25 protein-coding genes are annotated in these 26,289 nt (G+C 65.7%); 13 read left to right on the top strand and 12 right to left on the bottom strand.

Going from position 1 to position 26,289, the window contains the following annotated elements:
- Window positions 1-8 precede the first annotated feature (8 nt).
- Window positions 9-872: a hypothetical protein gene (locus D3I60_RS18120; protein ID WP_262778188.1), complete on the top strand. Its 864-nt coding sequence runs from the start codon at window positions 9-11 to the stop codon at window positions 870-872.
- A gap of 127 nt (window positions 873-999) precedes the next feature.
- Window positions 1,000-2,334, top strand: coding sequence for a chromate efflux transporter (gene chrA, locus D3I60_RS18115; protein WP_262778186.1), 1,335 nt, complete (start codon window positions 1,000-1,002; stop codon window positions 2,332-2,334).
- A gap of 49 nt (window positions 2,335-2,383) precedes the next feature.
- Here chrA and D3I60_RS18110 read toward each other — a convergent pair whose 3' ends face one another.
- From D3I60_RS18110 to D3I60_RS18090, 5 genes are all read right to left on the bottom strand, one after another.
- Window positions 2,384-4,015 (bottom strand): long-chain-fatty-acid--CoA ligase, encoded by a 1,632-nt coding sequence (locus tag D3I60_RS18110; protein WP_262778184.1) that lies wholly within the window; start codon window positions 4,013-4,015, stop codon window positions 2,384-2,386.
- Between the two features lie 237 nt (window positions 4,016-4,252).
- On the bottom strand, window positions 4,253-5,014 hold the full coding sequence (locus D3I60_RS18105; protein ID WP_262778182.1) for an enoyl-CoA hydratase: 762 nt from the start codon (window positions 5,012-5,014) through the stop codon (window positions 4,253-4,255).
- 231 nt (window positions 5,015-5,245) lie between these two features.
- Window positions 5,246-5,818, bottom strand: a complete 573-nt coding sequence (locus D3I60_RS18100) for a GNAT family N-acetyltransferase (RefSeq protein ID WP_262778181.1) — start codon at window positions 5,816-5,818, stop codon at window positions 5,246-5,248.
- Window positions 5,818-7,077: a trans-sulfuration enzyme family protein gene (locus tag D3I60_RS18095; protein WP_262778180.1), complete on the bottom strand. Its 1,260-nt coding sequence runs from the start codon at window positions 7,075-7,077 to the stop codon at window positions 5,818-5,820. Before D3I60_RS18095 ends, D3I60_RS18100 begins: the two co-directional genes overlap by 1 nt.
- A 193-nt stretch (window positions 7,078-7,270) precedes the next feature.
- A complete protein-coding gene (locus D3I60_RS18090) occupies window positions 7,271-8,188 on the bottom strand; it encodes a LysR family transcriptional regulator (protein WP_262778178.1) in 918 nt (305 codons plus the stop codon).
- Window positions 8,189-8,274: 86 nt separating this feature from the next.
- Here D3I60_RS18090 and D3I60_RS18085 point away from each other — a divergent pair, with 86 nt between their 5' ends.
- On the top strand, window positions 8,275-9,411 hold the full coding sequence (locus D3I60_RS18085) for a YeiH family protein (RefSeq protein ID WP_262778177.1): 1,137 nt from the start codon (window positions 8,275-8,277) through the stop codon (window positions 9,409-9,411).
- Window positions 9,412-9,620: 209 nt separating this feature from the next.
- Window positions 9,621-10,994: an SLC13 family permease gene (locus tag D3I60_RS18080; protein ID WP_262778176.1), complete on the top strand. Its 1,374-nt coding sequence runs from the start codon at window positions 9,621-9,623 to the stop codon at window positions 10,992-10,994.
- A gap of 145 nt (window positions 10,995-11,139) precedes the next feature.
- On the opposite strand, the gene D3I60_RS18075 is transcribed toward D3I60_RS18080, so the two are convergent.
- Window positions 11,140-11,727 (bottom strand): GNAT family N-acetyltransferase, encoded by a 588-nt coding sequence (locus D3I60_RS18075; RefSeq protein ID WP_262778174.1) that lies wholly within the window; start codon window positions 11,725-11,727, stop codon window positions 11,140-11,142.
- A 164-nt stretch (window positions 11,728-11,891) separates the two neighbouring features.
- Here D3I60_RS18075 and D3I60_RS18070 point away from each other — a divergent pair, with 164 nt between their 5' ends.
- Entirely contained in the window at window positions 11,892-12,218 is a 327-nt protein-coding gene (locus tag D3I60_RS18070) for a GNAT family N-acetyltransferase (RefSeq protein WP_262778172.1), read from the top strand.
- Window positions 12,219-12,281: 63 nt separating this feature from the next.
- On the opposite strand, the gene D3I60_RS18065 is transcribed toward D3I60_RS18070, so the two are convergent.
- The gene (locus D3I60_RS18065) at window positions 12,282-12,854 is read right to left on the bottom strand and encodes a DUF2306 domain-containing protein (RefSeq protein WP_262778170.1); all 573 of its coding nucleotides are present in this window, start codon (window positions 12,852-12,854) and stop codon (window positions 12,282-12,284) included.
- A gap of 108 nt (window positions 12,855-12,962) precedes the next feature.
- Between D3I60_RS18065 and D3I60_RS18060 the strand changes: the two genes are divergently transcribed.
- Together D3I60_RS18060 and D3I60_RS18055 are read left to right on the top strand one after the other, a co-directional pair.
- Window positions 12,963-13,709, top strand: a complete 747-nt coding sequence (locus tag D3I60_RS18060) for a MerR family transcriptional regulator (RefSeq protein WP_262778168.1) — start codon at window positions 12,963-12,965, stop codon at window positions 13,707-13,709.
- Window positions 13,710-13,851: 142 nt separating this feature from the next.
- Window positions 13,852-15,309: an NAD-dependent succinate-semialdehyde dehydrogenase gene (locus D3I60_RS18055; protein WP_262778166.1), complete on the top strand. Its 1,458-nt coding sequence runs from the start codon at window positions 13,852-13,854 to the stop codon at window positions 15,307-15,309.
- Window positions 15,310-15,381: 72 nt separating this feature from the next.
- Here D3I60_RS18055 and D3I60_RS18050 read toward each other — a convergent pair whose 3' ends face one another.
- On the bottom strand, window positions 15,382-16,449 hold the full coding sequence (locus tag D3I60_RS18050; protein ID WP_262778164.1) for a zinc-dependent alcohol dehydrogenase: 1,068 nt from the start codon (window positions 16,447-16,449) through the stop codon (window positions 15,382-15,384).
- Window positions 16,449-17,813, bottom strand: a complete 1,365-nt coding sequence (gene shiA, locus D3I60_RS18045; protein ID WP_262778162.1) for a shikimate transporter — start codon at window positions 17,811-17,813, stop codon at window positions 16,449-16,451. The genes D3I60_RS18050 and shiA overlap by 1 nt, the downstream gene beginning before the upstream one ends.
- A 156-nt stretch (window positions 17,814-17,969) precedes the next feature.
- On the opposite strand from shiA, the gene D3I60_RS18040 reads away from it, so the two are divergent.
- Window positions 17,970-18,767, top strand: a complete 798-nt coding sequence (locus D3I60_RS18040; protein ID WP_262778160.1) for an IclR family transcriptional regulator domain-containing protein — start codon at window positions 17,970-17,972, stop codon at window positions 18,765-18,767.
- Between the two features lie 43 nt (window positions 18,768-18,810).
- Window positions 18,811-19,320, top strand: a complete 510-nt coding sequence (locus tag D3I60_RS18035) for a putative immunity protein (protein ID WP_262778158.1) — start codon at window positions 18,811-18,813, stop codon at window positions 19,318-19,320.
- Between the two features lie 206 nt (window positions 19,321-19,526).
- On the opposite strand, the gene D3I60_RS18030 is transcribed toward D3I60_RS18035, so the two are convergent.
- The 3 genes from D3I60_RS18030 to galU all read right to left on the bottom strand — a co-directional run bounded on the left by D3I60_RS18030 (window position 19,527) and on the right by galU (window position 23,394).
- A complete protein-coding gene (locus D3I60_RS18030) occupies window positions 19,527-21,695 on the bottom strand; it encodes a hypothetical protein (protein WP_262778157.1) in 2,169 nt (722 codons plus the stop codon).
- A gap of 116 nt (window positions 21,696-21,811) precedes the next feature.
- Window positions 21,812-22,408 (bottom strand): GNAT family N-acetyltransferase, encoded by a 597-nt coding sequence (locus D3I60_RS18025; protein ID WP_262778155.1) that lies wholly within the window; start codon window positions 22,406-22,408, stop codon window positions 21,812-21,814.
- Between the two features lie 83 nt (window positions 22,409-22,491).
- The gene (galU, locus tag D3I60_RS18020) at window positions 22,492-23,394 is read right to left on the bottom strand and encodes a UTP--glucose-1-phosphate uridylyltransferase GalU (protein ID WP_262778153.1); all 903 of its coding nucleotides are present in this window, start codon (window positions 23,392-23,394) and stop codon (window positions 22,492-22,494) included.
- A gap of 45 nt (window positions 23,395-23,439) precedes the next feature.
- On the opposite strand from galU, the gene D3I60_RS18015 reads away from it, so the two are divergent.
- The 4 genes from D3I60_RS18015 (at window position 23,440) to mscL (ending at window position 26,153) form a co-directional block, all read left to right on the top strand.
- Window positions 23,440-24,165, top strand: a complete 726-nt coding sequence (locus D3I60_RS18015) for a 5-formyltetrahydrofolate cyclo-ligase (protein WP_262778151.1) — start codon at window positions 23,440-23,442, stop codon at window positions 24,163-24,165.
- A gap of 123 nt (window positions 24,166-24,288) precedes the next feature.
- Entirely contained in the window at window positions 24,289-24,606 is a 318-nt protein-coding gene (locus tag D3I60_RS18010; RefSeq protein ID WP_262778150.1) for an FmdB family zinc ribbon protein, read from the top strand.
- Window positions 24,607-24,811: 205 nt separating this feature from the next.
- Window positions 24,812-25,441 carry an SAF domain-containing protein gene (locus D3I60_RS18005; RefSeq protein ID WP_262778148.1) on the top strand — a complete coding sequence of 210 codons (630 nt, stop codon included), beginning with the start codon at window positions 24,812-24,814 and terminating at the stop codon, window positions 25,439-25,441.
- 250 nt (window positions 25,442-25,691) lie between these two features.
- Entirely contained in the window at window positions 25,692-26,153 is a 462-nt protein-coding gene (gene mscL / locus D3I60_RS18000; protein ID WP_262778146.1) for a large conductance mechanosensitive channel protein MscL, read from the top strand.
- Window positions 26,154-26,289 lie beyond the last annotated feature (136 nt).

Raw genomic sequence — 26,289 nt, 5'->3', positions numbered from 1 at the left:
ATGTCACCATGAGTGCGAACCCAGAACTGAGAACAGTGGACTCGGAGATCATCGCCCTGGCGGAGGACGAATACGCTGCCGCGGCCGAGACCGCGCGCATCGAGGTGCGCGAGATCCACACCGCCGACGAGGCAGCCAACGCCTCACTGCTGCTCGACGAAGTCTGGAACGTCGACGAGACCGGCACGAACGTGTTCGAACCCAGCCTCATCATCGCCTTCGCCCACGCCGGCAACTATGTCTCCGCTGCGTACAGCGTGGACGAACCCGACGAGATGATCGGTGTGACCATCGGCTTCTTCGGCCAGCCTCTGGGTTCGGTCATGCATTCGCATATCGCCGGAGTCCGCCATCAGATCATCGGCCGCGGTGCCGGATCCGCGATGAAGCTGCACCAGCGTCTGTGGTGCCTCAACCTCGGCATCACCGAGATGACCTGGACTTTCGACCCGCTCATCGCCCGAAATGCGTACTTCAACTTCCAGCGTCTGGGTGTCGGCATGGTCGAATACCTCGAGGACTTCTACGGGCAGATGCGCGATGGGGTGAACTCCGGCCAGGCCAGCGACCGGATGATGGTGTCCTGGCCGCTCGACCGTCCGGCACGGGCCTCGGTCATCGACCCCGGATCGGCGTTCCCCTGCCTGCGCGCCGATGACGACGGGGAGCCGCTGCTGAGCGAAGTGCCGAAGGAGACCGAGTTCGTCTCGCTCGACTTCCCCTCCGATATCGAGGATCTGCGCGGCCAGGATGCCGATCTCGCCAGCCGCTGGCGACTGGCGCTGCGCACGGCGCTGACCGGTCTCGTCGGCGACGGCTGGGTCGTCGACACCTGTCTCAAGGGCGGCACCTACCTCCTCCACCACCCCTGAGCGTTCATTCGCTGCCCGTTCACCCGGAGCGGCGGGCCTGTTCGCGCTGCCGGCAGCTGTCCCGTTCACCTCGGCGTCACCTGATACGTGTTCACTGAGGTGTTCACCTGAGCGAAGCGGAGGACCGATGAACAGTGATACGGCGGCCACACGTCAGCCTGGTCCGGCACCCCTCGCCGAGGTGGCCGGAACGTTCCTGCGCCTGGGCCTGACGTCGTTCGGCGGTCCCGTCGCCCACCTCGGGTACTTCCGCGAGACCTTCGTCGGCCGCCGTTCCTGGCTTGACGACCGCGAATACGCCGACCTCGTCGCCCTGTGCCAGATGCTGCCCGGCCCCGCGTCGAGCCAGGTCGGTATGGGACTCGGGCTGCGCCGTGCGGGCCTGCCCGGGCTCGCGGCCGCGTGGGTGGGCTTCACTCTGCCGTCGGCGATTCTGCTCACCCTCTTCGCGTTGGGGCTCTCGGCCTTCGGTGACCTCGGGGATGCCGGGTGGCTGCTCGGGCTCAAGGCCGCCGCGGTGGCCGTCGTCGCCGGTGCCGTGCAGTCGATGGCGAAAACGCTGACCCCGGATGCTCGTCGTGCGAGCATCGCCGCTGCCGCCCTCATCCTCATGCTCGTCATCCCGGATTCGATGGTGCCGACGGCGCTCGTCCAGATCGCTGCGATCGTCCTCGGCGGAGTTCTCGGCCTCGTCTGGCTGAAACGGCCCGACAAAGGCGGGAAAGAGAAGGAATCCCCCGCCGAGGCGGCCGCAACCGACACAGCGGTCGATCCCGATTCAGTTTCCGCCTCCGAATCGGCAGCTGCCGCGGTCGGATCCCACTCCCCCGAGAGCCGCATCGCCTCCCGCGGCGCCAGTCGGTTGGGCATCGCCTCCCTCGTCGCCTTCGCCGCTCTGCTCCTCGGACTGCCTGCGCTCACCGCGGTGACCGGGGATGCGACCATTCGCCTCATCGATATCTTCTACCGGGCAGGGGCCCTGGTCTTCGGCGGCGGTCATGTCGTCCTGCCCCTGCTCGAGGCCGAACTCGTGCCCACCGGGCTGGTCGACCACGACACGTTCCTCGCCGGCTACGGTGCAGCACAGGCAGTCCCCGGTCCGCTGTTCACCTTCGCGGCGTTTCTCGGAGCGTCGATGACGACGGGACCGACCGGCATCCTCGGTGCCGGTATCGCCCTGCTGTCGATCTTCATTCCGGCGGGTCTGCTGGTCGTCGGGATCCTGCCGTTCTGGGAACGGCTGCGTGCCTGGGAACCGGCGACGGCGGCACTGACCGGAGTCAATGCCGCCGTCGTGGGGCTGCTGGGGGCCGCGCTCTACGATCCCGTGTTCGTCGAGGGGATCACCTCGCCTGCGACCCTGGCGCTGGCCGTCGCCGCCTTTGTCGCCGGGACCATGTGGAAGGTCCCGGCGTGGGCGACGGTGATCGGCGCCGGGGTGCTCGGCTGGCTGCTGCTGTGATCGCTCAGGCCCGGGGCCCGGCCGATTCCTGCCCGGGTCAGCCTTGCGATCAGGACTGTTCCCAGTCCTTGCGCAGCAGCTTCTTGTCGAGTTTGCCCACCGAGGTGCGCGGCATCTCCTCGACGACCCTGACCTCGTCGGGCATCTGCCACTTGGCGAAACGAGCACTCAGCGTTTCGACGATCGAGTCCCGGGTCACCTCGGCGCCGGGGTTGGCCACAACGTAGGCGACGGGACGCTCATCCCACTTCTCGTCGGGGACGCCGATGACGGCGGCCTCGCTGACGTCGGGGTTGTCGAGGATCGCGTTCTCCATGTCGATCGACGAGATCCACTCGCCTCCGGACTTGATGACGTCCTTGAGACGGTCGGTGATCTTCAGATAGCCGTACTGGTCGATGGTGCCGACGTCGCCCGAACGCCACCATCCGTCGAGGAACCGGTCGGCGTTGTCGGGCAGCTGGTAGTAGGACTCGGTGATCCAGGGTCCGCGCATGAGGAGCTCGCCCATGGACTTTCCGTCGCGTGGCAGCTCATTGCCTGCGGGGTCGACGGTCTTCATCTCGACGCCGATGATCGGCAGGCCCTGCGAGCGCTTGAGGTCCCACTTCTCTTCCTCGTCGAGGTCGAGACCGGGACGGATCTTCCAGTTCGTCGACGCCAGCGGGGTGGTTTCGGTGGCACCGTAGCCGTGGATGACGTCGGCCCCGGTGACCTCCTTGAACCCGCGCATCATCGACAGCGGCGGCTCTGACGATCCGGAGACGAGACGGACACCGCTGAGGTCCGGGGCCTGCGGCATCTTCTTCATCATCTGCAGCATCGGCCCGAAGATGGCGGGTGCGCCGTTGGCCAGGGTGACCTTCTCCTCGACGAAGGCCTGCGCGATGGCACCGAACTCTTCGGCGGCGAATTTGCCCGGCAGGACGAGCTTGGCGCCGGCGGCCACCGCGTTCTGCGGGAAGCCCCACGACAGAACATGGAACATCGGGGTGATGGGCATGACGCAGTCATCGAAGTTCGCGTGGAGTGCGGCCAGACCGCCCATCGTGTGCAGGTAGATCGACCGGTGCGAGTAGTACACACCCTTGGGGCGGCCGGTGGTGCCGGTGGTATATCCGGCGTAGGCGGCGGTCTTCTCATCGACGACGGGCCAGTCGTAGGTCGCGGATTTCTCTGCGATGAGATCTTCGTAGGACACGATGTTGGTCAGGCTCGTCTCGATCTCGGCGATCGGCTTGTCGGTCATGACGACCCAGCCCTTGACATCGAGCTTCGGGGCCAGCGATTCGGCGACGGCCAGCAGCGATTCGTCGACGAAGATCCAGTCCGACTTCGAGTGGCTGACGACGTAGGCGAGGTCCTCGGGCGCCAGGCGCAGGTTGAGCTGGAGCATGGTCGCGGCCACACCGGGGACTGCGAAGTAGAGCTCGAGGTGGCGGCGCGAGTTCCAGTCGAGGACTCCGACCATGGAGCCGGCACCGACGCCGAGGTCGGCGAGGCCGTGGGCGAGCTGCGCCATGCGCTTGAACTCGTCGGCGTAGTTCGACCGGCCCCAGGATCCGTCCGAACGGCGGTAGACGACCTCGACATCGCCGAAGACGGTGGCTGCATGGCGGATGAGGCTGGTGGTGTTGAGCTGGTAGCTGTCGCCCAGGGTGGACGGAATTCCTGTCAGCATGAGACTCCTTCGTTCGTGCTCCGGTTCCTCCTCGTCGCTGTGGCCGCGACGGGAGAAGAATCGTGATCGCCGGTTTCGTGGTGGGCGGTCGTCACCATCACATCAGCTGTGGAGGCGGCGCGGATGCGGATGCCTTGATTCGTGGTCAAACAGTTATGAACCGGTCCGCGGTCTGGCCGTTATGGATCAGTGTGCGGTCCGGCAGTCATGAACCGGTTCGTCCGCGCCTCCTCAGAATCATTCCCCGGTGAAGCCGGGTGCCCTCTTGTCGAGGAAGGCGGCGACCCCCTCGGCGAAGTCGTTGCTTGCGCGCAGCGCATCCTGTCCTTCGACCTCGCGGACGAAGGACGCGTCGAGTTCGGCCAGGCTGGCCCGGTTGATCGCTCGCTTCGAAGCTGCCAGGGCACGGGTCGGGCCCTGTGAGAAGACCGCGGCGACTTCTCCGGCACGTTCCAGGTGGCTTCCAGCCGGAACGACCTCGCTGGCCAGTCCCCAATCGAGGGCGTCGGCGGCCTGCAGCTTCTCTCCGGTCAGCGCCAGGCGCAGGGCCCGGTGGCGTCCGGCCGAGGCGGCGACCAGGGCGGTCGAGCCGCCGTCGGGCATGAGCCCGATCTTCGTGAACGGCAGCATGAGATAGGACTTCTCGCTCATCACCAGATAGTCGCAGGCCAGGGCGAGGGAGCATCCAATGCCGGCTGCCGGCCCGGACACTGCGGCGATCGTGGGGATGGGCAGGTCGAGGATCGCGGCGATGATCTTATTCGCCCCGGCGAGATCGATGCCTTCCCGCTTCGCCACTCCTCCCTGCAGGTCCGCTCCGGAGCTGAAGGACCGTTCGCTGCCGGTGAGGATGATGGCACGGGATTTCGCGGCCGCCTCGGTGACAGCCGTGCCGATGGCCTGGAATGTCTCCTCGTTGAGCGCGTTGAGGCTCTCCGGACGGTTGATGGTCACGGTCGTGACATCGCCGCTGACTTCGGTGAGAACACTGGTGGACAATGCGACTCCTTCGTACGAATCCGATGATCCGGGTAGCTTCCGGGGCTTCTGCTTCCATCCGCTCTCGGGCGGGAGGAAGCATCTACCGTCACTTTAACGTACGTTAAGTTGATCTGCGTCACACGTCCGAAATGCTTCGCTCGTCACCGAAAAACGGGACAAGCGTCGAGAAACGCCCACCCACACCCGCGCCTCGACACGCAGCCCGTTTCTCGGCGGAATGCGTCGCGCTCAGGCCAATGTGGCGTCGAGCTGGGCGGCGGTGAGTTCCCGGTCGGCGAAGACCAGGCGGACGGCAGTCGGGTCGGGATTGCCGGCATCGGGTGCGCGGTGAACGAGTTCGAGGCCGAGCCTGCGGGCGACCTCCGCCGAGGCGGTATTGACTTCGAGCAGATACGCCACGACCGGCAGTTCGGGGTCGATGACTGCCGCGGCCTCCATCGCCTCCCGCGAGACCGCGGTAGCCAGGCCACGACCCTGCGCTTCCGGCCGGAATCGGTATCCGAGGTTCCAGAACGCTCCGGGTGTGCCGTGTGAGGCACCGGGGCCGGAGACTCCGCGCAGTGAGCAGCCGCAATGGCCGAGGATGTCCCCGCCCGAAATCTGCCGCACCATCCACGGTCCGATTCCGTCGAGTTCCCACTGCGAGGCCAGTCGGACGAGGATCGCCTCGGCCTCTTCCTCATCGGTCAGACGGCCACTGGGCAGGTGAGTCCAGACCCGCGGGTCGGAGTCGATGGAGAAGAATTGGTCGAGGTCTTCCACGCTGGGCCGGTCGAGCACATAGTCAGGCGTCTGCCTCATCAGGCAAGGGCCGCCTCGAGGTCGGCCCAGAGGTCGTCGAGGTTCTCGATGCCCACGCTCAGCCGGATGAGTCCCTCGGGCACGGTTGCCGGTTCCGACGGGTGTCGGCGGCGCCGTTCGATGAGGGATTCCACCCCGCCCAGGGAGGTCGCCGGCGTCCACAGTCGGACCGCCTCGGCGATGGCGGTGGCCTTGTCCGCGGTCGCGACCGTGAAGGAGATGATGGCGCCGAATCCGTTCATCTGCGCGGCCGCGCGGGCGTGGCCGGGGTCGTTCGGCAGGCCCGGGTAGCGGGTTTCGACGACGGCCGGGTGGGCGGCCAGGCGCTCGGCGATGACCTGGGCGTTGGCCTGCGCGCGGTCGAGGCGCACCGCCAGGGTGCGCAGTCCGCGCAGGGCCAGCCAGACCTCGAAGGGACCGGCGATTCCACCCCGCATGGATCGTTCCGTGTGCAGCTCTTCACGCAGGGAATTGCTGCTGGTCACGACCGCACCGAGGACGACATCGGAGTGCCCGGCGAGGTATTTCGTCACCGAGTGCACGACGATATCGGCGCCCAGGTCGAGCGGAGTCTGCAGCAGCGGGGTGGCGAAGGTGTTGTCGACGGAGACGAGGAATCCGCGGTCCTTGGCCGCCGCAGTCAGAGCGGGAACGTCGGCGACCTCGAGCATCGGGTTCGTCGGCGATTCGATCCACAGCATCCCCGGGGACGCGGCTTCGCCCGCCCTCGCCGAGGCGGACCTTCCGTCAGCGTCCCCCGCCGAGGCGGCCGTCTCCTCCGCTGGGACCTGGCCCGCCGTCGCGTGCCCCGCTTCGTCGAGGGCGGCGATGACCGCCTCGGTGTCGGCGATATCGACGGTGACGAGGTCGAAGTTCTGCCGCCCAGCGATCTGCTCGGCTGAGGCGAGCGCTCCCTGGTAGCTGTGGGTGGGGATGATCAGGGTGCCTCCGGCAGGCACGAGGCTGATAACGGCCGAGATCGCCGCCAGGCCGGAGCCGAAGACCAGTCCGGGCAGGCTCGCATGTTCGAGCTGACCGAGCGCCTCTTCGAAGGGCGTCCATGCGGGAGTGTCGAAGCGGGCATAGGCATAGGGCGAGTTCGAGATGTCGCCCGCGCTCACGAAGGTCGAGGACAGATCGATCGGCGGGTTCACCGAGGCGCCGTCGACGCGCTGAGGTCGTCCGGTCTCGACGACGATGGTGTCCGGGGCGAACTCGGAAGGAGCGGTGGGTGAGGAGGCTGGCTCGGGCTGTGTCATGTCCCCAATATATGCCTCACCGCATCACACGGAATCGACAGCGATATTTCGGACACGTTTCCGTAATTCTGAAGGGTTCGCCCAGTGTCCGCTGCTTTGGACTGAACGGAGACTTCGGGCTGCAGGGAGACTTCGGGCTGCTCGGGCTCCGTCACGCGGGCTCCGTCACTCGGACCCTGTCACGCGGGCTCCGTCACTCGAGGCTGTCGACCATGTGCTCAAGCAGCTGACGTGCCCCGGGTGACTGCCGCCGGGTACGCGCCCATACGGCATGGAGTTCGCGGGTGAGGTCGACGTCGTCGGCCACCGGCAACGGCACCAGACGTCCGGCTCGGAAGTCATCACGCAGAGCGAGTTCGGACAGAACGGCCGGGGCCACGGAGGTGGCGGCGGCGATGCGCAGGGCGGAGTTCGATCCGTACTCCCCCGCCACGCGCACTCCCCCAGCTCGGACCAATGCCGCGTCGATGGCCTCCCTGGTGCCCGAACCGATCTCACGCACCAGCAGCGGCACCTGCGCCAGCTCCTCGGCGGTGATCGGCTTCGTCCACGCATGGGCGAAATCCGGGGCACAGGCGATCATGAGTCGGTCACGGCCGACCACCTCGGCGTTGAGGTCCTGCGGCAGGGACACGGATTCGATGAGCCCGAGGTCGCTGGTCTGCCGGCGCACCCGATCGATGACGGTCGCGGAGTTCTCCACCGACAGACCGATGTCGATCTTCGGGTGCGCGGCGCGGAAGGTCGTGAGGTGGTGGGGCATGAGGTACTCGGCGACCGTCAGCGAGGCGCTGACCTTGACAGTTCCGGCGCGGGCGTCCTGGATCGCGCGGGCCCCGGCGTAGAGCGTGTCGTAGGCTTCGATGACCTTCGACGCCCATTCGGCGACGGCGCGGCCCTCGACGGTGAGTTCGGTTCCTCGCGGAGAGCGCCGCAGCAGCGGCACCTTGAGATCGCGTTCGAGGTTGCGCAGGCTGCGGGAGGCATTCGGCTGGGCGAGATCGAGTTTCGCCGCGGCCTGACCGATCGACCTGGCGTTGCCGCTGAGGGCCACCAGCAGCCCCAGAGCCTGGAGCTCGGGCCAGTTCTTCATATTCCCGAGATCGTGCATATGCTCATCATGACATATCAGATCCATATGAGTTGCGAAGAAATCACCGTCTACTGCGACCGTGCAGGCGTTGACAGACTGAAGTCATGAACCGCTTCGTCTCTCTCTTACCCGGACTCGCCGTCGCCGCTGTGGCCACGGCCGTCGCGTGGCCGATCTCCATGCTCGCCCCCGTGCTCTCACCGCTGCTCGTGGCGATCGTGCTCGGCATCCTTCTTGGCAATCTCGTGCCCAACCTGCCCGAGGCGTTCATGCCCGGACTCAACTTCGCCGCGAAACCGCTGCTGCGCCTGGGCATCGTCGCCCTCGGCGCGCAGGTGGTGCTCGGCGACATCCTCGACCTCGGCTGGCTCGTTCTCGTCCTCGCCGCCGTCATCGTCGCCGCCGGAATCCTCTCGGCCCTGGCCCTGGCCGGACCGCTCAAGGTCGACCGACCCTTGGCTGTGCTCATCGGCAGCGGATTCGGCATCTGCGGTGCAGCCGCCGTCGCCGGAGTCGAGTCGACCCTGAAGTCGAAGAAGGAGGATGTGGCCGCCGCGATCGGCCTCGTCGTCCTCTTCGGCACCCTGATGATCGCGATCGTGCCCGGACTCTCGACCGCCCTGGGTCTGTCCCCGGAGACCGCCGGAATGTGGGGCGGTGCCGCCACCCATGAGGTCGCCCAGGTCGTGGCGATCGGCGGGATCATCGGCCCCGCGGCCCTCGAGATCGCCGTCCTCGTCAAACTCGCCCGCGTCATCATGCTCGCCCCCACCGTCGCCGTGTTCAGCTACGCAGTGCGCCGCAGCGAGGACAAGGCACTGACGAACACCGGCACCGAGGCGGCCGCCGGTTCCGCCGAGACCTCCGCAGCCGTGGCGTCGACTGGAGAGAGCAACGGGTCGGGTGCATCGGCCGCGGTGCCGGGGTCGACTGGTGGGCCGGTGTCGACTGCGACGAAGCAGACTCCGGCTCAGGGCAAACGTCCGCCGATCGTTCCGCTCTTCGTCGTCGGCTTCCTCATCATGGCGGCCCTGCGCACCTTCGGCCTGCTGCCGGAGTTCGCCGTCACCGGACTCAGCTGGATCCAGACCGTGTGCCTGGCGATGGCGATGTTCGCCCTCGGCCGCGGCGTGCAGTGGCGATCACTGAAGAACCTCGGCGCCCGACCGATCGCCCTGGCCACCCTGGTCACGATCATCGTCGCTCTCATCGCCCTCGGAGGAGCCATCCTCCTCACCTAACCCCTCCCCAATTGCTACCTGACGGCGGCCCAGCAACCTCGCGCGAGGTTGCTGGGCCGCCGTCAGGTAGCAATTGGGGAGGATTTTCCATCTATCGGGACTTTCCGACGGTTCGGACACGCCTCATCGGTACCCGCCGGTAACACTGGTAGTCTCTCAGCGAATCAGCCAGCGATGCTCAGTGTCGCTTCAGCCTTCGCAAGGACATCATGCTCACTCAGATCATTGCTCTGCTCATCTTCGTCGCTCTCTTCGCCATCGGCGCGGTCCGCGGTGTGCAGATCGGCGTGCTCATGCTCGTCGGCGCGGCCGGAACCGGGCTCCTCTTCACCGATATGGCCGTCGACGACATCGTCGCCGAGTTCCCCCTGGACATCATGATCCTGCTGGCCGGGGTCACCTATTTCTTCGCGATCGCGCAGGAGAACGGGACCGTCGACAAGATCATCGACTGGGCCCTCGAACGCGTCGGATCCTCGGCGGTGCTGCTGCCCGCGGTGTTCTTCGTCATCACGGGCTGCATTGCGGCCATGGGTGCCCCCCTGGCGGGCCTGGTGATGATGCCCGTGGGCATGCAGGTCGCCCGCAAGTACGGCGTCGACTACGCGCTCATGGGACTGGCGATCTGCTTCGCCATCGGTGCCGGCGGCTTCGCCCCGACCAGCCTCTACGGAATCGTCACGTACTCGACCGCCCACGATGCCGGAATCGACCTCTCCCCGTTCCTGCTCTTCGGCATCGCCGTGGCCGTCTACCTCGTCATGCTCGTCGTCGCCTACTTCATGTACGGGCGGTCGCTGTTCTCGAAGACGACCGTAGCGGCCGCCGAGTATGCTTCGACCGGAAGTGCCCAGTCGAAGATCTCCCGCGGCTCCGCCTCGGCGTCAAACGTCGCCTTCGGTGAGGACGATGAGGACGAAGCGCTCTTCGATTCCTCCACCACCGACGAGGCGGGAGAATCCAAGCCGTTCACCTTCGTACAGATCGTCACCGTGATCTTCATGGTCGGCCTCATCGGCACCGTGGTCGTGCTCGCGGCGCTCGGCCAGGAACCGGACATCGGTCTGCTGTGCTTCATGTTCGGAGCGATCCTCGCACTCGTCGATCCGAAGACGGGCAAGGCCGCGATCCCGAAGATCGACTGGCCGACCGTTCTGCTCGTCGGCGGCATCATCACCTTCGTCGGCGTGCTGCAGAACATGGGGGCCGTCGACCTGCTCGGTGAGGGCGCCGAGTCGATCGGTTCGCCGCTCATCGCCGCTTTCGTCCTCTGCATCGTCGGCGGCTTGGTCTCGGCCTTCGCGTCGACTACGGGCATCCTCGCTGCGCTCGTGCCGCTGGCTCTGCCGCTCATCGCCGCGGGCGGGGTGCCCGGCTGGGCACTCATCGCGGCTCTGGGCGTGTGCTCGGCGGTCGTCGACGTCTCACCGTTCTCGACGCTGGGAGCCACGGTCGTCGCGACCGCCCCTGTCGAGGACAAGCCGCGCCTGACCCGCATCCTCGTGAAGTTCGGCATGTCGATGGTCGTCATCGGGCCTGTCGCGCTCGTCGGCGGTCTCGTCGTGCCCGCCATGATGTTCTGAGTCTGGGTTCCGGGCCGGGCTCCAGGGCCAGGCTCTCGGGCCGGGCCCCACGGCCTCCAAGAATAGGTCAGCATCGGACACTTTTCTCCAACAGAAGTGTCCGATGCTGACCTATTTTCCGACTGCAGCGCGCTTCAGCCGCCCCTCAGCTCAAGGGTTTGGCCAGGAGCACGAATTCGAGGTCGTCGACCTTCGGGAGACCGAAGCGTTCGTCGCCGTAGGGGAAGGGCTCGATTTCGCCGGTGCGCACGTAGCCGCGGCGCTCGTAGTAGGCGATGAGTTCGTCGCGCTTGTTGATCACGCTCATCCGCATCGACGTTGCACCCCAGTGTTCGGCCACCCACGCCTCGGCGAGGCCGATGAGCAAGGACCCCACCCCTTTGCCCTGTCCCAGCGGAGAGACGGCTAGCACCCCGAGGTAGGCGGCTCCGCCTTCGGGCTCCCGTACATAGACGCTGGCCACGGCGCGACCCTGCTTATCTCGGGCGAGCAGGATCTGGGAGTCCGCCTCGGCGAGCATGTCCTCGGCCATGGGACCGTCGAGCCGCTGTCCCCCGAGCAGGTCCGCCTCGGTGGTCCATCCCTGTTTCGATCCTTCGCCGCGGTAGGCCGAGGACACGAGCTCGACGTAGTCGGGGATGTCGGCGGGCGACAGTTCGGTGACCTCGAATCCGGCTGTGCGCAGCTTCTGTCGGTGCGCGTCGACCAGGGTCGCCGTGGGGTGTGAGGTCATAGGTGGGACTCCTTCAAGATCGTCTGGTCGGCTGCGTCTGACCAGGTTAGTCGCTTCCTCAGAAACAGAACTATAGTGTCAATTGTCAGGATGGCGACGAACGCCGATCGATCGCCGACGACCATCGCGCAGTGCCGCCGGCACGGACTTCGGGAGGAATGACCATGGACATCGACATCTCGGGAGAGACCTTCACCATCACCGAGGATGCTGCGGCCAAACGCTTCACCGTCTCCCACTCGGGCAAGGTCATCGGTCTCGCCGATTACATCGACCGTGAAACGAGCGCCGACGACACCGCCGACGGTCCGGTGCGCATCTTCACCCACACCGAGGTGTCGCCCGAGTGGGGCGGTCGCGGATTGGCGGCCAAGCTGGTGCGCTATGCACTGGAGACCAGCGCCGAGGCGGGGCTGAAGTTCCGGACCACGTGCTCCTATGTGCAGAATTTCCTGGCCAAGAACGACGAGTTCGACAAGTTCGTCGCCTGAGCATCACGCTCGGTCTCGTCAGATCCCCGCCCGGAAACGTCAACTCGCATCCCAGAGTCGGCATTACGCAGTGACCGGGCCTGCATCGCTCAGTTTCGCGGGCGTCAGCGGTTCGCCGCTGGCGCCCTCTTCAACATTGCCCACGATGTTCGCACTCTCGACGATCTCCTGCCGACGGTCGTGTCCGGAGACGAAGCGCAGGACGAAGATCGCCCAGGCGGTGACTGCCACGATGACCGCGGCGACGAGTGACCAAAGCAGTCCTGGGTCACTGACTGCCAGCTGTGGGATCTCTCGTCCGGGGACTGCAGCGGCAAAGATGCCTGCGATCAGTGCACCCAAGTAGGAGCCGACCATCATTCCGATGTGGCGGCGGACATTGCCACGGCGGATCGCGATGACGCCGAGAGTGGTGGAGATGAAGGTCCAGATCGCCAGGGCGTGGAAGAGCGTGAACGAACCGGTGAGCGAGTAGATGAACATTCCGCTGGTGCACACGAAGTACATGAGAATGACCCAGGACCGTCCGATGAAACGGTGTTTGCGATCCTTGGTGCGGCGGATGATCTGGATGGGTCCCAGCAGGACGACACCCGTGGCGGCAATGGCATGGATGGCGATGAAGAGTGAGAACATGTCACTAAGATAGTGCCACTAACTAAGGCTGGCAACGTGGATAGTGAACGCCGCTTCCACTATCCATTCACCGTCGTCGAGGATGAAACCTGCAGAAGGAGGGGCACAGTGAAGCTCAGCGCATTGGCCGACGCCGCCGGCGTCTCGGCGGCGAGTATCAAGTACTACATCCACGAGGGGCTTCTGCCGCCGGGACAGAAGAAGAATGCGACGACGGCCGTCTACGACGAAGCACACCTGCACCGGCTGGCGCTCATCCGCTGGCTGCGCGAGGAACTGGCCACTCCAATCGCCGACATCGCTGAACTCACCCGCGCCATCGACGACGAATCGCTGCCGACGATCGAGCTGATGGGCGTATGCCAGGAGCTCGCCTTGCGCGGGAATTCCGGACTGCCCGCCTCGGCGCAGCGCGCACCGGGTTCCCCGCCGTTCGCACTGCGGGCCTCTGGAACACATCCGACCGCAGCCTCCCCCGTCCCTGACCGCTTCGATGATCTGGTCTCCGAGGTGATCGATCGCCTCGGCTGGCCCGATGAGGAATCGGCGGCGAGGAATGCACTGGCCCGTGTTGTCGCGATGGTCGAGGCGAGTGGATACCCGGTCACCGTCGATTCGATCGTCGCCCAGTGCCGGGCCATGGCCCCTATCGCTCAGTCTCATGTCCGCCCGATCAGCGTCGAGCACAGTCGCGACAGGGTCTGCCTGAGCGTGATCCGCGGCATCACGATGTCCAATCGTCAGCTCATCGCCATCAGTGCACTCACCCATGCTTCGCTGTCGATGATCGCCCGCGCTTCGGATGCGGTCGACGGCGGTTCCGGAGGCGATGAGCCCGACAGGTCCGGCGCCTGACAGGCGACGGCAGCGAAATACCCAAAGGCGCAGTGACCCGACGAGGACTACACTGGGAGCGGCCGCGTTCCGATACTGCGGCGGGGACGTTCTCACGCCGACCACGCGGTTCTGCACTGACGACACTCAAGGAGGACGCGTCGTGGACATCACCCCGATCATCGACAAGCTGGGCACCGGACTTTTCATCGGCGGCAGATGGCGAGAGGCCGAAGGCGGCAAGACCATCGAGGTTCGAAATCCCGCGACCGGCGATCTCATCACCACCGTCGCCGACGGCTCCGCCGCCGATGCCGAAGAAGCCATCAAAGTCGCCGGCGACACACAGTCAGGCTGGGCGGCCACCTCGCCGCGAGAGCGCTCCGAGATCCTGCGGCGGACCTTCGAACTGCTCATCGATCGTGCCGACGACATCGCCGCGGTCATGACCGCCGAGATGGGCAAGCCCTTCGCCGAGTCCAAAGGCGAGGTCACCTACGGCGCCGAATTCTTCCGCTGGTTCTCCGAAGAGGCGGTGCGCGTCGAAGGCGACTACTCGCAGTCGCCGGACGGCAAGAACCGCATGCTCATCTCCCGCGAACCCGTCGGTCCCTGCATTCTCATCACCCCGTGGAACTTCCCCCTTGCCATGGGCGCTCGCAAGATCGGGCCCGCCATCGCCGCCGGCTGCACCATGGTGTTCAAACCTGCGAAGCTGACCCCGCTGACGTCGCTCATGCTCGTCGACGTCCTCGTCGAAGCCGGCCTCCCCGCCGGGGTGCTCAACCTCGTCACTTCCGAGTCTGCGCGCCGTGTCGTCACTCCCTGGATGGAGTCAGGCATCGCCCGCAAGGTCACATTCACCGGGTCCACCGAGGTCGGGGTGGGGCTGCTCAAGCAGGCTGCCGACACTGTCATGAAGACCTCGATGGAGCTCGGGGGCAACGCTCCGTTCGTCGTCTTCGCCGATGCCGACATCGAAAAGGCGGTCGAAGGCGCGGTGGTCGCGAAGATGCGCAACGGCGGCGAGGCCTGCACCGCGGCGAACCGCATGTTCGTCCATTCCTCGCTGGCAGAGGAATTCTCCTCGCGGCTGGCCGAACGCATCGGCGCGATGAAGGTCGGCAACGGCCTCGACGAGGACACCGAGATGGGCACGCTCGTCGATCAGGATTCGCTCGACAAGGTCGCCGGCCTCGTCGATGAGGCCGTGGCCAAGGGAGCAAAGGTCCTCACCGGAGGGTCCCGAATCGACGGCAATGGGTTCTTCTATACCCCGACGGTGATGACCGACATTCCCGATGACGCCGAGATCCGCACCACGGAGATCTTCGGCCGCGTGGCACCGATCGTCACTTTCGACTCGGACGAAGAGGGCATCGCCTTGGCCAATGAGACGGAGTTCGGGCTCGTCGGCTACCTGTTCAGCGAGAACGTCGAACGTGCCCTCGGCCTTGCCGACAAGATGGAGGTCGGCATGGTCGGACTCAACACCGGACTGGTTTCGAATCCGGCGGCGCCGTTCGGCGGAGTGAAGATGTCCGGCCTCGGCCGGGAGGGCGGCCGTGTGGGCATCGACGAGTTCCTCGAGGTCAAGTACGTGGCCATGCCCCGCAGCTGACCCAGTCCCGGAAACTCGCTGCTGTCCGCGATCCTCGACTGCGGCTGACTCCCTCGGCGCTCCCCGGGACAGTCAGCCGCGCAGGTCCACCCACTGTTTGACCCCGGGCCGACGGCCGGCATCGATACCGAGCAGATCGGGTGCATCGTCGAGCGAGAGTGCCGGCCCGACGATCGCCTCGGTCGGCAGCGTCTCGAGCATGGCGACCGCGGTCGCCATATCCTGCGGATGTTCGTAGATGAAAGAGCCACGAATGCTCAGCTGCCGCTGGACGATATCGAAACTCGACGCGCCGAGGCGGTCCTGATCCTCTCCGACGATTGTGACCTTTGCGAAAGGAGAGAGCTGGTCGACGACTGCGGCGAGTCCCTCTGAGACTCCGGCCGCATCGATGACGACCTGAGGTGCCGGGCCGGCGCCGGGGACGAATGCCCGGGCTCCGAGCTCGATCGCAAATCGGAGCCGGGTCTCGTCCGGTTCGCTCACCCAGGGACGATAGCCGAGATCCACGAGAACGAGTATTGCCAACAGTCCTTGAGCTCCGGCACCGATGATGAGGACGTCTTCCCCTCCTTGCAGTTCGATGCGGCGGATCGCCGATGCCGCTACCGTCAGCGGTTCGGCGCATACGGCGCGCTCCACAGGTATCCCAGCCGGCACGCGGTGGCAGAATCCGCTGGGATGGTCGACCACCTCGGCGAGGAATCCCGGCTGAGTGAGCACGCCGGCGCTCAGCCGGGAGACACATGCCGAGGTCACGCCCCGAAGACAGTACTCGCACCGCCCACAGGTGATGTTGGGTTCGAGCGCGACTCTGTCGCCGATCGCCCGTTCCTCGGCCCCGCACCCCACCTCGATGATCTCTCCGATACCTTCGTGTCCGAGTCGCCACGGCAGCTCGGGAGGTGTCCGCGAACCGGAGGCCAGGCTGAGGTCGGTGCCGCAGATTCCCACCGCGAGCATCCGCACCCTCACATGCCCGGAGGCAGGGCGCCCCGGTGGCCCCGGTCGGGTGAGGACCTCGACCCGGCCGGGCGCGGTGATCTCGACAGACCGGATCGATCCGCTCGAGCCAGACTTCGCTTCGACGCGCTTCTCAGCGGTCGGCAGGGCGGCGGCGAAAGAGGGGCAGCGAACCATCAGGCGCACACGACCTGAGTGGATTCGACAGTGGAGCGTTCGGCGCGGCGGCCGATCTGCCATTTGCGCACGAGGTGCATGGCGATCGAGATCGAGACGAGGCAGCCGCCCCCGAGGTAGGCCGCCACGAGGTACCAGGTCCCGTTGCCGAGTCCGACGAGGAATGTCGCGATGAAGGGGGTGAAGCCGCCGGCGATGGCGCTGGCGAGCTGGTATCCGACGCCGGCTCCGCTGTAGCGGAACTCGGGACTGAACATCTCGGCGAACAGTGGCTGCTGGACGCTGACGACGGCATCGTGGGCGATGTTGATGAGCAGCACGGCGAAGATGACGATGCCCACGATGTTGCCGGCCTCGAGGAAGAGGAAGAACGGGACGGTGCTGACAAGGCCGATGACACCGCCGGTGAGGTAGACCCGCAGGCGCCCGTAGCGGTCGGAGAGGTAGGCGAAGGCGGGGATCGTGACGATGCCGAGACCACCGACGAGGAGGGTGATGTTGAGCATGATCTGTCGGTCGAGTCCGAGCTGCTCGGTCGAATACGACAGAGCGAAGGTCGTGACGATGTACATGGTCAGCAGTTCGATGAAGCGCAGCCCGACGATTTGGAAGATCTGTGCCGGATAGCGTTTGAAGGCCCCTAAGATCGGCAGCTTCGCGGTCTTGTCGGTCTTCGCATTCTTCACACGCTCGACGTACTCCTCGGATTCCTCGACGCCTGCACGGATCCACAGCCCGACGAGGACGAGGACGGCGCTGAAGAAGAACGGAATGCGCCAACCCCAGGCGAGGAATGCCTCAGCGGAGAAATTGCTGCTGAGCAGAGCCACGAGCCCGGTGGCCAGCAGCAGACCGAAAGAATAACCGATCTGCACTCCACTGGAGAAGAATGCCCGCAGCTTCGACGGTGCGCTTTCGACGGCCATGAGCGCCGCACCGCCCCATTCCCCGCCGACGGCGATCCCCTGGATGCAACGCAGCAGCACCAGCAAGGCAGGAGCGAGCCAGCCGACGGATTGGTAGGTCGGCAGGAATCCGATGAGAGCAGTGGCAACGCCCATGATCGTCATCGTCCACACGAGCATGGACTTGCGCCCGAGGCGGTCGCCGAAGTGGCCGAAGATGATGCCGCCGAGCGGGCGGAAGATGAAACCGACGCCGAAGGTCGCGAATGCGGCGAGCGTTCCAGCATGGGAGCTGTAGTCGGGGAAGAAGAGCTCCCCGAAGACCAGCGCGGCGACGATTCCGTAGAGGAGGAAGTCGTACCATTCGACGACTGCGCCGATGAACGACCCGGCGGCGGCGCGCCTGGCCCGTTTGAGTTCCGCGGAAGCTCCCGCGTGCGTGCTGTCCGGTGCTGACATGACATTCCCCTTCGAATGATGGCCTCGCGGTTCCTCCGCGATGAGGGCGTGCTCGTGCTTGTCGCAGATCACAGTATCACAATGTGCGGTAAACGTACATGTGTGCACATAGCGCACAATGTAGAATGGGTCGGACCTTGCCGATACCCTGGGACGGTGAAGTCAGAGAAGAATTCAGGAGCAGATGCGTCGACCGGCGACCATTACGTGAAGTCTGCCGAAAAGACGCTGTCGGTGCTGTTGGCGTTCACTTCTGACGATCCGCGACTGACGGTCACTCAGGTTGCCGAGGCGACGAGTCTGACTCGGGCTGCTGCCCGCAGGTTCCTTCTCACGCTCGTCGATCTCGGGTATCTCAGCAGTGACGGCACCCAGTTCTCGCTCACCCCGCGCGTGCTCGACATCGGTGCAGGGTTCCTCGCCGGGCTCGACCTTCCGAAGGTCGCTCAGCCCCATCTCAACCGGCTCGCGAACGATCTCGACGAATCCGCGACGCTGAGCATCCTCGATGAGGACGATATCGTCTACATCGCCCGCGCCACTGCCCCTCGGCTGCACACCGTCACCGTCAATCTCGGCAATCGACTGCCCGCCTGGGCGACGTCGATGGGCCGGATCCTCGTCTCCGAGCTGCCGTCGACGGATCGGCAGGCTTTCCTCGACCGCACCGAGATCTCCACATTCACCGACAGGACAGTGTCTTCCAGGGAGGAGCTCGGCAGGGAACTCGAGCGCATCCGCGAACAGGGATGGTGCCTCGTATCTCAGGAGCTCGACGAGGGGCTGCGAGGATTGGCCGTGCCCGTCCGCCGCGGCGATACCACCTTGGCCGCGCTCAATGTCTCATTGCACACGTCCCATCTGCGTGGGCTCTCAATCGAGGACGACGTCGTCCCACGCCTACAGGCCGTCGCGGCGTCGATCGCTGAGGACTTCGGCGGGCGCTCCCAATGACGAACAGCTGCCCCACCGCAAGGGTAATTCTCCGGGTTCATTCATGATCCTGCCGGAGATCCGCGATCCCCGGATGATCACGAATCGCCGAGGCGGCTCCCTCACCGATGTCGACCACCGCCTTCTCGCGCTGTGGGCCGCCGACTGCGCCGAACACGCCCTGCCGGTCTTCGAATCCGTCTGCCCCGAGGATGAACGACCTCGCGAAGCCATTGCCGCCGCCCGGGCGTGGTCAGCCGGTGCGATGCCGATGATGGAGGCTCGCGCCCTCGGCGGTCATGCCATGGGTGCGGCGCGACCCCTGCGTGGGCCAGCCCGGTTCGCCGCCTATGCAGCGGGGCAGGCGGCCTGTGTCGGACACGTCGCCGAACACGACCTCGGGGCGGCGGCTTACGCGATCAAAGCGGCCCGAGGGACATCGGGGAAGGACCTTGCGGCCGGTCGTGTCGAACGCGATTGGCAGCGCGACCGGCTGCCGAATGAAGTCCGCGAACTCGTGCTGGAAGATCAGGCACGACGCGATGCGATCTGCTGGTCGGTCTTCAGCGCCTGATCGCTGGCGGCACGCTCCAAAACAGTTAGCACGCTTTCAAACGGGTGCTATCTGCTGTGGTGCTATCTGTCGTGAAGCGGGCTGCCAGCAACTCAGACTCGTGGACACCGTAACCCTGGCACGCAGAAGCCCCGCACGGGCTGTGCGGGGCTTCTGCGTCAGCGTCGCGAAATCCGTGCGGACCTCGCTTCAGCGACTTCGGGGCTTCACGCGCGCCGGCGAGCGAGAACGTCGTTGACTGCGCCGAGGTCGGCGGCCTTCGTCGTCCGGATCGCCTTGCGCCCGTGGCCGAGGGGTCCTTCCTCGCGGGCGGAGTCGCTGAGTTCCGGACGGTAACCGAGCTCTTCGGCGAACTGAGCCGCGATATCTTCACGACTGCGGGCCTCGGTTTCGTACGAGCTGGCATCGGCCGCCGATGCCGAGGGCACCGGATGCTCGGCTTCGGGTGCGTCGACGTAGCTGGGCACCGGCAGCGGGGTCGGCGACCAGCCGTCGCGCGATTTCAGGCGCTGCATGAACGGGTCATCGACCTTCGGTGCCGCCGCATCAAGTGCAGCGTGCACATCCGATTCGACTTCCTTTCGACCGGCCGTATCTGAGACGGTTTCGGTCTCAGCGAGGAGGTCGGCTCCGAGCGCGACCGGGGCCTTGGCGGGTTCGTTCCGGGCCTCCTCTGCAGATGTCGCCGAGGCAGCGTCGGCATCGTTCGTGCGGTCGACCGTGGAATCCGTCGCTTCCGCCTTCGGCTCTGCCGTCGACGTTGATGGTGCGGTGGCGACGGTGCCCGACGTCGAGGCGTCCTCTGCGTCGGCGGCCGCCTCGGCGGAAGTCGCGTCACCGTCTGCGGTGGAGTTCTCCTTCACGACCGGGATCGGTCCGGTGAGGAGGACCTGGCGCGTGGTGTGGCCCTCGGCGGCTTCCTTGCGGATGCGCACGAGCGGGATCTCTCCGGTGTCGGCCTCTTCGCGGGACTTCTTCGCCTCGGCGGAGCGGTTCATCGCAGCGCGAGCCTGCACGGCCTTCGCCGCCGCGCTCGTGCCCTGGGCGGCCGCGGCAATCCGGGCAGCAGTTCCGCTCGAGGTCGATGCAGGGGCTGTGCGAGGCTGCTGCTTGACCGGAACGGTCTGCGACTTCGCGGACTTCGCGCCCGTACGAGCTGCTGTCTGCGATCCAGTTGCAGGCTGAGCATCAGTCGTCGTCCTGGCCGTGGCAGTCTGTCGTGCCGTGGCAGTCGACGGTTCGGCCGTCTTCGGCTCGGAGGCACGCTCGACCTTGGCGACGCGCTCCGGCGCAGTGTCACGCTTCGGCTGGGCCGCTGGCCGTGACCGTGCGGTCTCCTGCAGACGTCGCAGCTTCTTCTTCGTCTCGCGCTTGCGCAGATTGAGCGTGCGCACGAGGAAGAGAGTGACGACCGCGAGACCGAGGAAGACACCGGCCAGGGCGATGTGCACGACCGAGAAGGCCGCGAGCACACTCGACACAAGGATGCCGAGAACCGAGGCGAGGAAGACCAGGGAGAAGCCCCTGACCATGGTGTTCAGCGATTTCAGTGACTCCCGCAGGGTCGTGGCTTGCTCGGTCATCGCATGTTCCTCATCGGTTCCGATGGTCGGATTGGAAATCTGTCGGCCCTGTCCATCTGTGCCGGCCGTCCTCTCGCCGAGGCGGCCGCCGCGTCCCGTCCGGGACCGGCCTTCACGTGGTCCGCCGCCTTGAGGTGCCGGACCGGCGCCGCCCGGAGCCGTCCGGCCCATCGACGCCGTATGGCCGGCGCCGGTCGGGTGCGGCGGACGGGCCTGTGGCGAACGACCCTGTCTGTCCGACTGCCCGACGGAGCGGCCGCTGTCGTTGAATACCGCGTGGACCGCCGGATGAAGCAGTCGCACATTGTCAGTGGCAGCGCCTGCACGAACCCCTGTGTCAGTGCCGACGCCTACGCTGGAACCGACAACACCGCGACCGACAGCCGCATGGTCGGCGGTCAGAGAGGAGTAGGTTTCACCGACCGCAACGGGAAGGACGTTGAGCTGGGCTTGCTCGGCTGCCTCGGTGATGGTGTGTGCTTCGGCGTGACCGTCGATGATGGCGAACTCGGGAGTGGAGGCCGAGAGACTCAGCTTCGGGGCCTCGACTTCCTGTGAGACGTCCGGGGTCGGAACCGACGGCACCTTCCGAGGTTTGTCGTGGAAGACCTGGATGCGCTCCGAATGGTCGTGCCCGGGGATGGCTGTCTCGGCGGATACGACGGCCGCATTGTCCGGAACCGTGTCGATTTCGACGCGCGAGAGATCCGTCGCGGACTTCCGAATCATTGCGGGCACAGCAACGGCGAAGACCACGACGATGGCGATGACGACGATGATGCTGGTGTCCACAATGCCACCCTAAGTTGCAGGCATCAGGGAAGTCGTGAAGACGCGAGGTGTGTCGGTCAAACTGGGCCGAAGTTCACCGAATTCCCAGGTGGCGGCTGGACGTCCCCGGTTCGCTCCTACCAGCCGCCGGTGCCGTGCCGGTATGCGGCCAGCAGACCCTGCGGGACCTCCTCGGCGAGGAGGGCGAATGTGCGGTGGTCGCACCACTGCCCATCGATGTGCATGTACTTCTCGCGCAGCCCCTCGTCGCGCAGGCCCAGCTTCTCGACCACGCGCAGGCTCGCGGTGTTCTCCGGGCGGATGTTGATCTCGATGCGGTGGAGTCCGAGGGCGAAGAAGCAGTGGTCGGCGGCCATCGCCACGGCGACCGGGGTGATTCCGCGCCCGGCCACGCGCGAGTCGATCCAGTAACCGATCTGCCCGGACAGGATCGAACCCCAGCTCAGTCCCGATACGGTGATCTGTCCGCGGAAGTTCCCGTCGACCTCGATGGCGAACGGCACGGTCTGCCCGCGTTTGGCCTGCCTGTCCTGCATCCGTACCATCGTTCGGAACCCCGGCAGCTCCTGGCCCGGCGCAGGCAGGGTCGCGTCCCACGGGCGCAGCCAGTCGCGGTTGAATCGGCGGACCTCTCGCCAGGCCTCTTCGTCGCGGCGGCGCAGCGGTCGCAGCACGATATCGGACTGTCGATCAGTCAGGATGACAGGCCACACGCGGCTGCCCTCGCTCTCGGGATCAAGGTCGGTCTGCCCGGACGGGCTGAACCAGGACGGTCGGCTCGGTCCTGTATCGGCGCTCAGTCCAGCGTCGGCACGAACTCGCGCAGCCAGGCTTTGAGATCGTCGCCGAGGTCCTCCCGGTCGCACGCGATCTGCACAACGGCCTTGAGGTAGTCGAGCTTGTCCCCCGTGTCGTAGCGGGCGCCCTTGAACACGACTCCGTAGACGCCATGGCCCTCGTCGTCTCCGGCGAGCTCCTGCAGGGCATCGGTCAACTGGATCTCGTTGCCGCGTCCCGGCTTCGTCGTCTCGAGGACGTCGAAGATCTCCGACGCCAGCACGTAGCGGCCGATGATGGCGAGGTTCGACGGAGCATCCTCGGCGGCGGGCTTCTCGACGAGGTCGGTGACCTTGACGACCTCGTCGTCCGCAGTGGACTCGACGGCGGCACAGCCGTAGAGGTGGATCGCCTCGGGCGGAACCTCCATGAGCGCGACGACGCTGCCGCCGGTCTTCTCCGCGACCTCGATCATCTTCGGCAGGATCGGACTGCGCTCATCGATGAGGTCATCACCGAGGAGGACCGCGAACGGCTCGTTGCCCACATGCTGACGCCCTTTGAGCACGGCATGTCCGAGTCCCTTGGGATCGCCCTGGCGCACATAGTGGATATCAGCGAGTTCCGATGGATGGCGCACAGCGGCGAGCTTCTTGTCATCGCCCTTCTGAGCAAGCGCCGCCTCAAGACCGTCAACCCGGTCGAAATGATCCTCCAGCGGCCGCTTGTTCCGGCCGGTGATCATGAGAACGTCCTGCAGACCGGCATCAACGGCTTCCTCGATGACGTACTGGATCGCCGGCTTGTCGACGACGGGGAGCATCTCTTTGGGGGTGGCTTTCGTGGCGGGGAGGAACCGAGTTCCGAGACCGGCGACGGGGATCACGGCCTTGCGAACGGTGCGCTGCGCTTCATCACTCATGAAGTCATCTTAACGAATCCGCCCACCCCGGTTAGTCTGAATTGCGTGGACCCACAAACTTCGAAGGCGCAGCTGCGGTCCCGCATCCGCGCCGCTCGCGCAGACCGCTCCATCACCGAGGCGGCTCCGGGGACCGTTGCGGCCGTCGCGTGGGACCTCATCCGAGAAACGCCGGTTCGTTCCCTTCTTGCCTATGCGTCGCTGCCCGGAGAGCCGGACCTCGACCCGGCGCTCGATCAGTTTCTCGCATCCGGCGGCACCGTCTACCTGCCTGTCGTCACCAAGGCGGGCGAACCTTTGATGTTCGGGAAGGTCACTGGTTCGATGGCCAGCCTGAGACCGCAGGGCCGATGGGGAATCCGAGAACCGGCCCGGGATGGTGAGCTGCTCACCGCCGCTCAGCTGCTCTCCCCCACGATCGGCCTCGACCTCGTCTTCGTCCCCGCCCTGGGCTTCGGAGCCGATGGTGCCCGGCTGGGCAATGGGGGCGGCTTCTATGACAGGACCTTCGGCCCGCAGGGGGCGGAGCCTCTCGATTCGGGCGTTCTCGGATCTGGACTTCCTGGTTCCGAGTCCTCTGCTTCAGAGTCCTCTGGTTCCGAGTCCCGTGGTTCGGGACGCAATGGTTCGGCAGCTCCTGGTTCGGGTCCCCGCGTCGTCGGGGTGTGCTTCGCCGACGAGCTCAACCTCAAGGGCCTCGCCGCAGAAGACTGGGACCTGCGCATCCCGGAGGCCGTCACCGACGACGGAGCTCGCATCTTCACGGCCTGATCGTCGGGAATCAGCACCCACTCGCGCGTGTTGATATGTGGATAACCTTGTGCATATCGCGGACCGGTGCTCCGGGGAGGTTCCGACGTGCACTATAATCTTGTCGTCGAAGAAAGGTCTCGAATGCCCGTCTACTCCTACGCCTGCAAGAGCTGTGGTCACGCCTTTGATATTCATCAGGACTTCAGCGATGACTCGCTCACCGTCTGCCCGGAATGCCAGGGCCGCCTGAAGAAGGTCTTCGGCGCCGTGGGCATCAGCTTCAAGGGGTCCGGCTTCTACGCCACCGACTCCCGCTCGAGCAAGTCGAGCACCGTCAGCTCCTCGAGTTCTGACTCCTCGTCGAAGGAATCCTCGAGCTCCTCGTCGAAGGAATCCTCCAGCTCGTCGGCTTCGTCAGCGAGCAGCTCCGCGACCGCGAACACCCCGGCCGCCAGCTGAGCAACGCCGGTCGCCGGCGCACCTTCCCAGCCGCCGTCTGACCACCTTTACCCACGAGGCGATTTGCCTCAGCCGCCAGCCGACCGGAAACCGCGCCGAACCGGCTCTCGTCACTCAGACACCGATCGCCTGTGGACGGCACGAACTGTCCACAGGCGAGTTCCAGACCCTTGCCGCAGGCCGCGCAGCGCCGCAGGCTCGATGCATGGGCTTCTTCCACCGCATCCGGTCCACGTCTTCTGGCTGGTCACGGCCGTCTCGCATTCGGCCGCAGCGCATACTCGCCGCCGTCTGCCTCGCAGGCGCCTGTGCTCTTGCCGTCTGGATGCTCACACCGAGCAGCGCCGGAACGGCGATCGTCGTCGCGAAGTCGGACCTGGCACCCGGGACCGAGCTCAAGGCCCAGGACCTCACTCTCACTCAGTTCCCTTCCGACCTCGTTCCCGACAAGGCATTCAGGTCGGTTGATGAAGTGAAGGGACGGGCCACCTCGGCGGGGTTGTCGAAGGGGTCACCTCTGACCTCGTCGATCGTTCTCGATCAGCAGGCGCTGCCGAAGGGCAGTCGTGATCTGCTCATGCCGATCCGGTTGGCCGATGACGCCTCGGCGGCGCTGCTTCAACCGGGGCAGAAGATCCGTCTCTTCTCGTCCCTGCCCGACGGAGGGTCGGAAGTCGTCGTCGAAAAGGTGACGATCGCCCGCCTCGTCGATAAACCCGAAGGAATAGCCGCGGAGTCAGGACAACTTGTTTCCGTGATCCTCTCCGCCGATGATGCCGGGCGTGTCGCCGAGTTCGCCGGACTCCCCATCAGCTTTGCGATCCTCCCCCGCTGAATCATGTCATCGCAGGGCCGTCCGCCCTGCTGATCTGCGGTGGTCGGAGACGACTGCGTTCACCCGACCGACGCTCATCACTGCAAACCGATTACCCGGAGCATCACAACGTTTACCCGGAGCGTCAATACGATGATCAGACTCGCAGAACATATCGGCTGACAACGAGTTACCCATGTGTATTATTGGAACGTAATTGAGCTATTCGATAGCAGCATTTCAGTGAACTTACACCGAAAGGGTTTCTCTAATGCTTAAGGGATTCAGAGACTTCATTCTCCAGGGGAATGTCGTCGAACTCGCAACTGCGGTCATCATCGGCGGCGCTTTCACCGCCATCGTCACCGCCTTCTCCGACAAGATCATCAACCCGCTCATCGCCGCTGTCGGAGGTGCTGAGGGACCGGCCCTGTCTTTCCAGATCAAGCCGAACGTGCCTGAGACGACCATCGATATCGGTGCGGTCATCACTGCGGCCATCAACTTCCTCATCGTTGCCGCCATCGTCTACTTCATCATCATCGTGCCGATGAACAAGCTCAACGAGCTGCGCAAGCGCGGAGCTCCCGAAGAAGAAGTTCCTCCGACCACCGAGGATCTGCTCGGCGACATCCGCGAGATCCTGCGCAACCAGGTTGCCTCGCCTGCCGGACCTGCCGAGGGTCCCGCTACCGACGGTCCGATCGATCCGAACCAGCCTCCGCGGCACTGATCACCGGCCGATCGCGAAGAAGGCCCGCTCTCATCCGAGAGCGGGCCTTCTTCGTGCCTGAAGCCTATCGGCCGATCTGTGACCTATCGGGCGTGATGATCGACCGGATAGGGCGGGTTCGACGTCCGGACAGATC

The sequence above is a fragment of the Brevibacterium permense genome (assembly GCF_025506275.1).
Lineage (GTDB): Bacteria > Actinomycetota > Actinomycetes > Actinomycetales > Brevibacteriaceae > Brevibacterium > Brevibacterium permense_A.
The sequence above is the reverse complement of the archived record's forward strand: the minus strand, read 5'-3'. Positions and strand labels throughout refer to the sequence as shown.

What these genes read in the sequence shown, in the direction of transcription:
- D3I60_RS18075 (WP_262778174.1), bottom strand. Translation starts at nt 11,727, where the DNA reads ATGACCTCACACCCCACGGCGACCCTGGTCGACGCGCACCGACAGAAG.
- D3I60_RS18090 (WP_262778178.1), bottom strand. Translation starts at nt 8,188, where the DNA reads ATGCACGATCTCGGGAATATGAAGAACTGGCCCGAGCTCCAGGCTCTG.
- chrA (WP_262778186.1), top strand. Translation starts at nt 1,000, where the DNA reads ATGAACAGTGATACGGCGGCCACACGTCAGCCTGGTCCGGCACCCCTC.
- D3I60_RS18005 (WP_262778148.1), top strand. Translation starts at nt 24,812, where the DNA reads ATGGGCTTCTTCCACCGCATCCGGTCCACGTCTTCTGGCTGGTCACGG.
- D3I60_RS18010 (WP_262778150.1), top strand. Translation starts at nt 24,289, where the DNA reads ATGCCCGTCTACTCCTACGCCTGCAAGAGCTGTGGTCACGCCTTTGAT.
- D3I60_RS18095 (WP_262778180.1), bottom strand. Translation starts at nt 7,077, where the DNA reads ATGACACAGCCCGAGCCAGCCTCCTCACCCACCGCTCCTTCCGAGTTC.
- D3I60_RS18035 (WP_262778158.1), top strand. Translation starts at nt 18,811, where the DNA reads ATGATCCTGCCGGAGATCCGCGATCCCCGGATGATCACGAATCGCCGA.
- D3I60_RS18110 (WP_262778184.1), bottom strand. Translation starts at nt 4,015, where the DNA reads ATGCTGACAGGAATTCCGTCCACCCTGGGCGACAGCTACCAGCTCAAC.
- D3I60_RS18100 (WP_262778181.1), bottom strand. Translation starts at nt 5,818, where the DNA reads ATGAGGCAGACGCCTGACTATGTGCTCGACCGGCCCAGCGTGGAAGAC.
- D3I60_RS18120 (WP_262778188.1), top strand. Translation starts at nt 9, where the DNA reads ATGAGTGCGAACCCAGAACTGAGAACAGTGGACTCGGAGATCATCGCC.
- shiA (WP_262778162.1), bottom strand. Translation starts at nt 17,813, where the DNA reads ATGTCAGCACCGGACAGCACGCACGCGGGAGCTTCCGCGGAACTCAAA.
- D3I60_RS18065 (WP_262778170.1), bottom strand. Translation starts at nt 12,854, where the DNA reads ATGTTCTCACTCTTCATCGCCATCCATGCCATTGCCGCCACGGGTGTC.
- D3I60_RS18080 (WP_262778176.1), top strand. Translation starts at nt 9,621, where the DNA reads ATGCTCACTCAGATCATTGCTCTGCTCATCTTCGTCGCTCTCTTCGCC.
- galU (WP_262778153.1), bottom strand. Translation starts at nt 23,394, where the DNA reads ATGAGTGATGAAGCGCAGCGCACCGTTCGCAAGGCCGTGATCCCCGTC.
- mscL (WP_262778146.1), top strand. Translation starts at nt 25,692, where the DNA reads ATGCTTAAGGGATTCAGAGACTTCATTCTCCAGGGGAATGTCGTCGAA.
- D3I60_RS18050 (WP_262778164.1), bottom strand. Translation starts at nt 16,449, where the DNA reads ATGGTTCGCTGCCCCTCTTTCGCCGCCGCCCTGCCGACCGCTGAGAAG.
- D3I60_RS18070 (WP_262778172.1), top strand. Translation starts at nt 11,892, where the DNA reads ATGGACATCGACATCTCGGGAGAGACCTTCACCATCACCGAGGATGCT.
- D3I60_RS18085 (WP_262778177.1), top strand. Translation starts at nt 8,275, where the DNA reads ATGAACCGCTTCGTCTCTCTCTTACCCGGACTCGCCGTCGCCGCTGTG.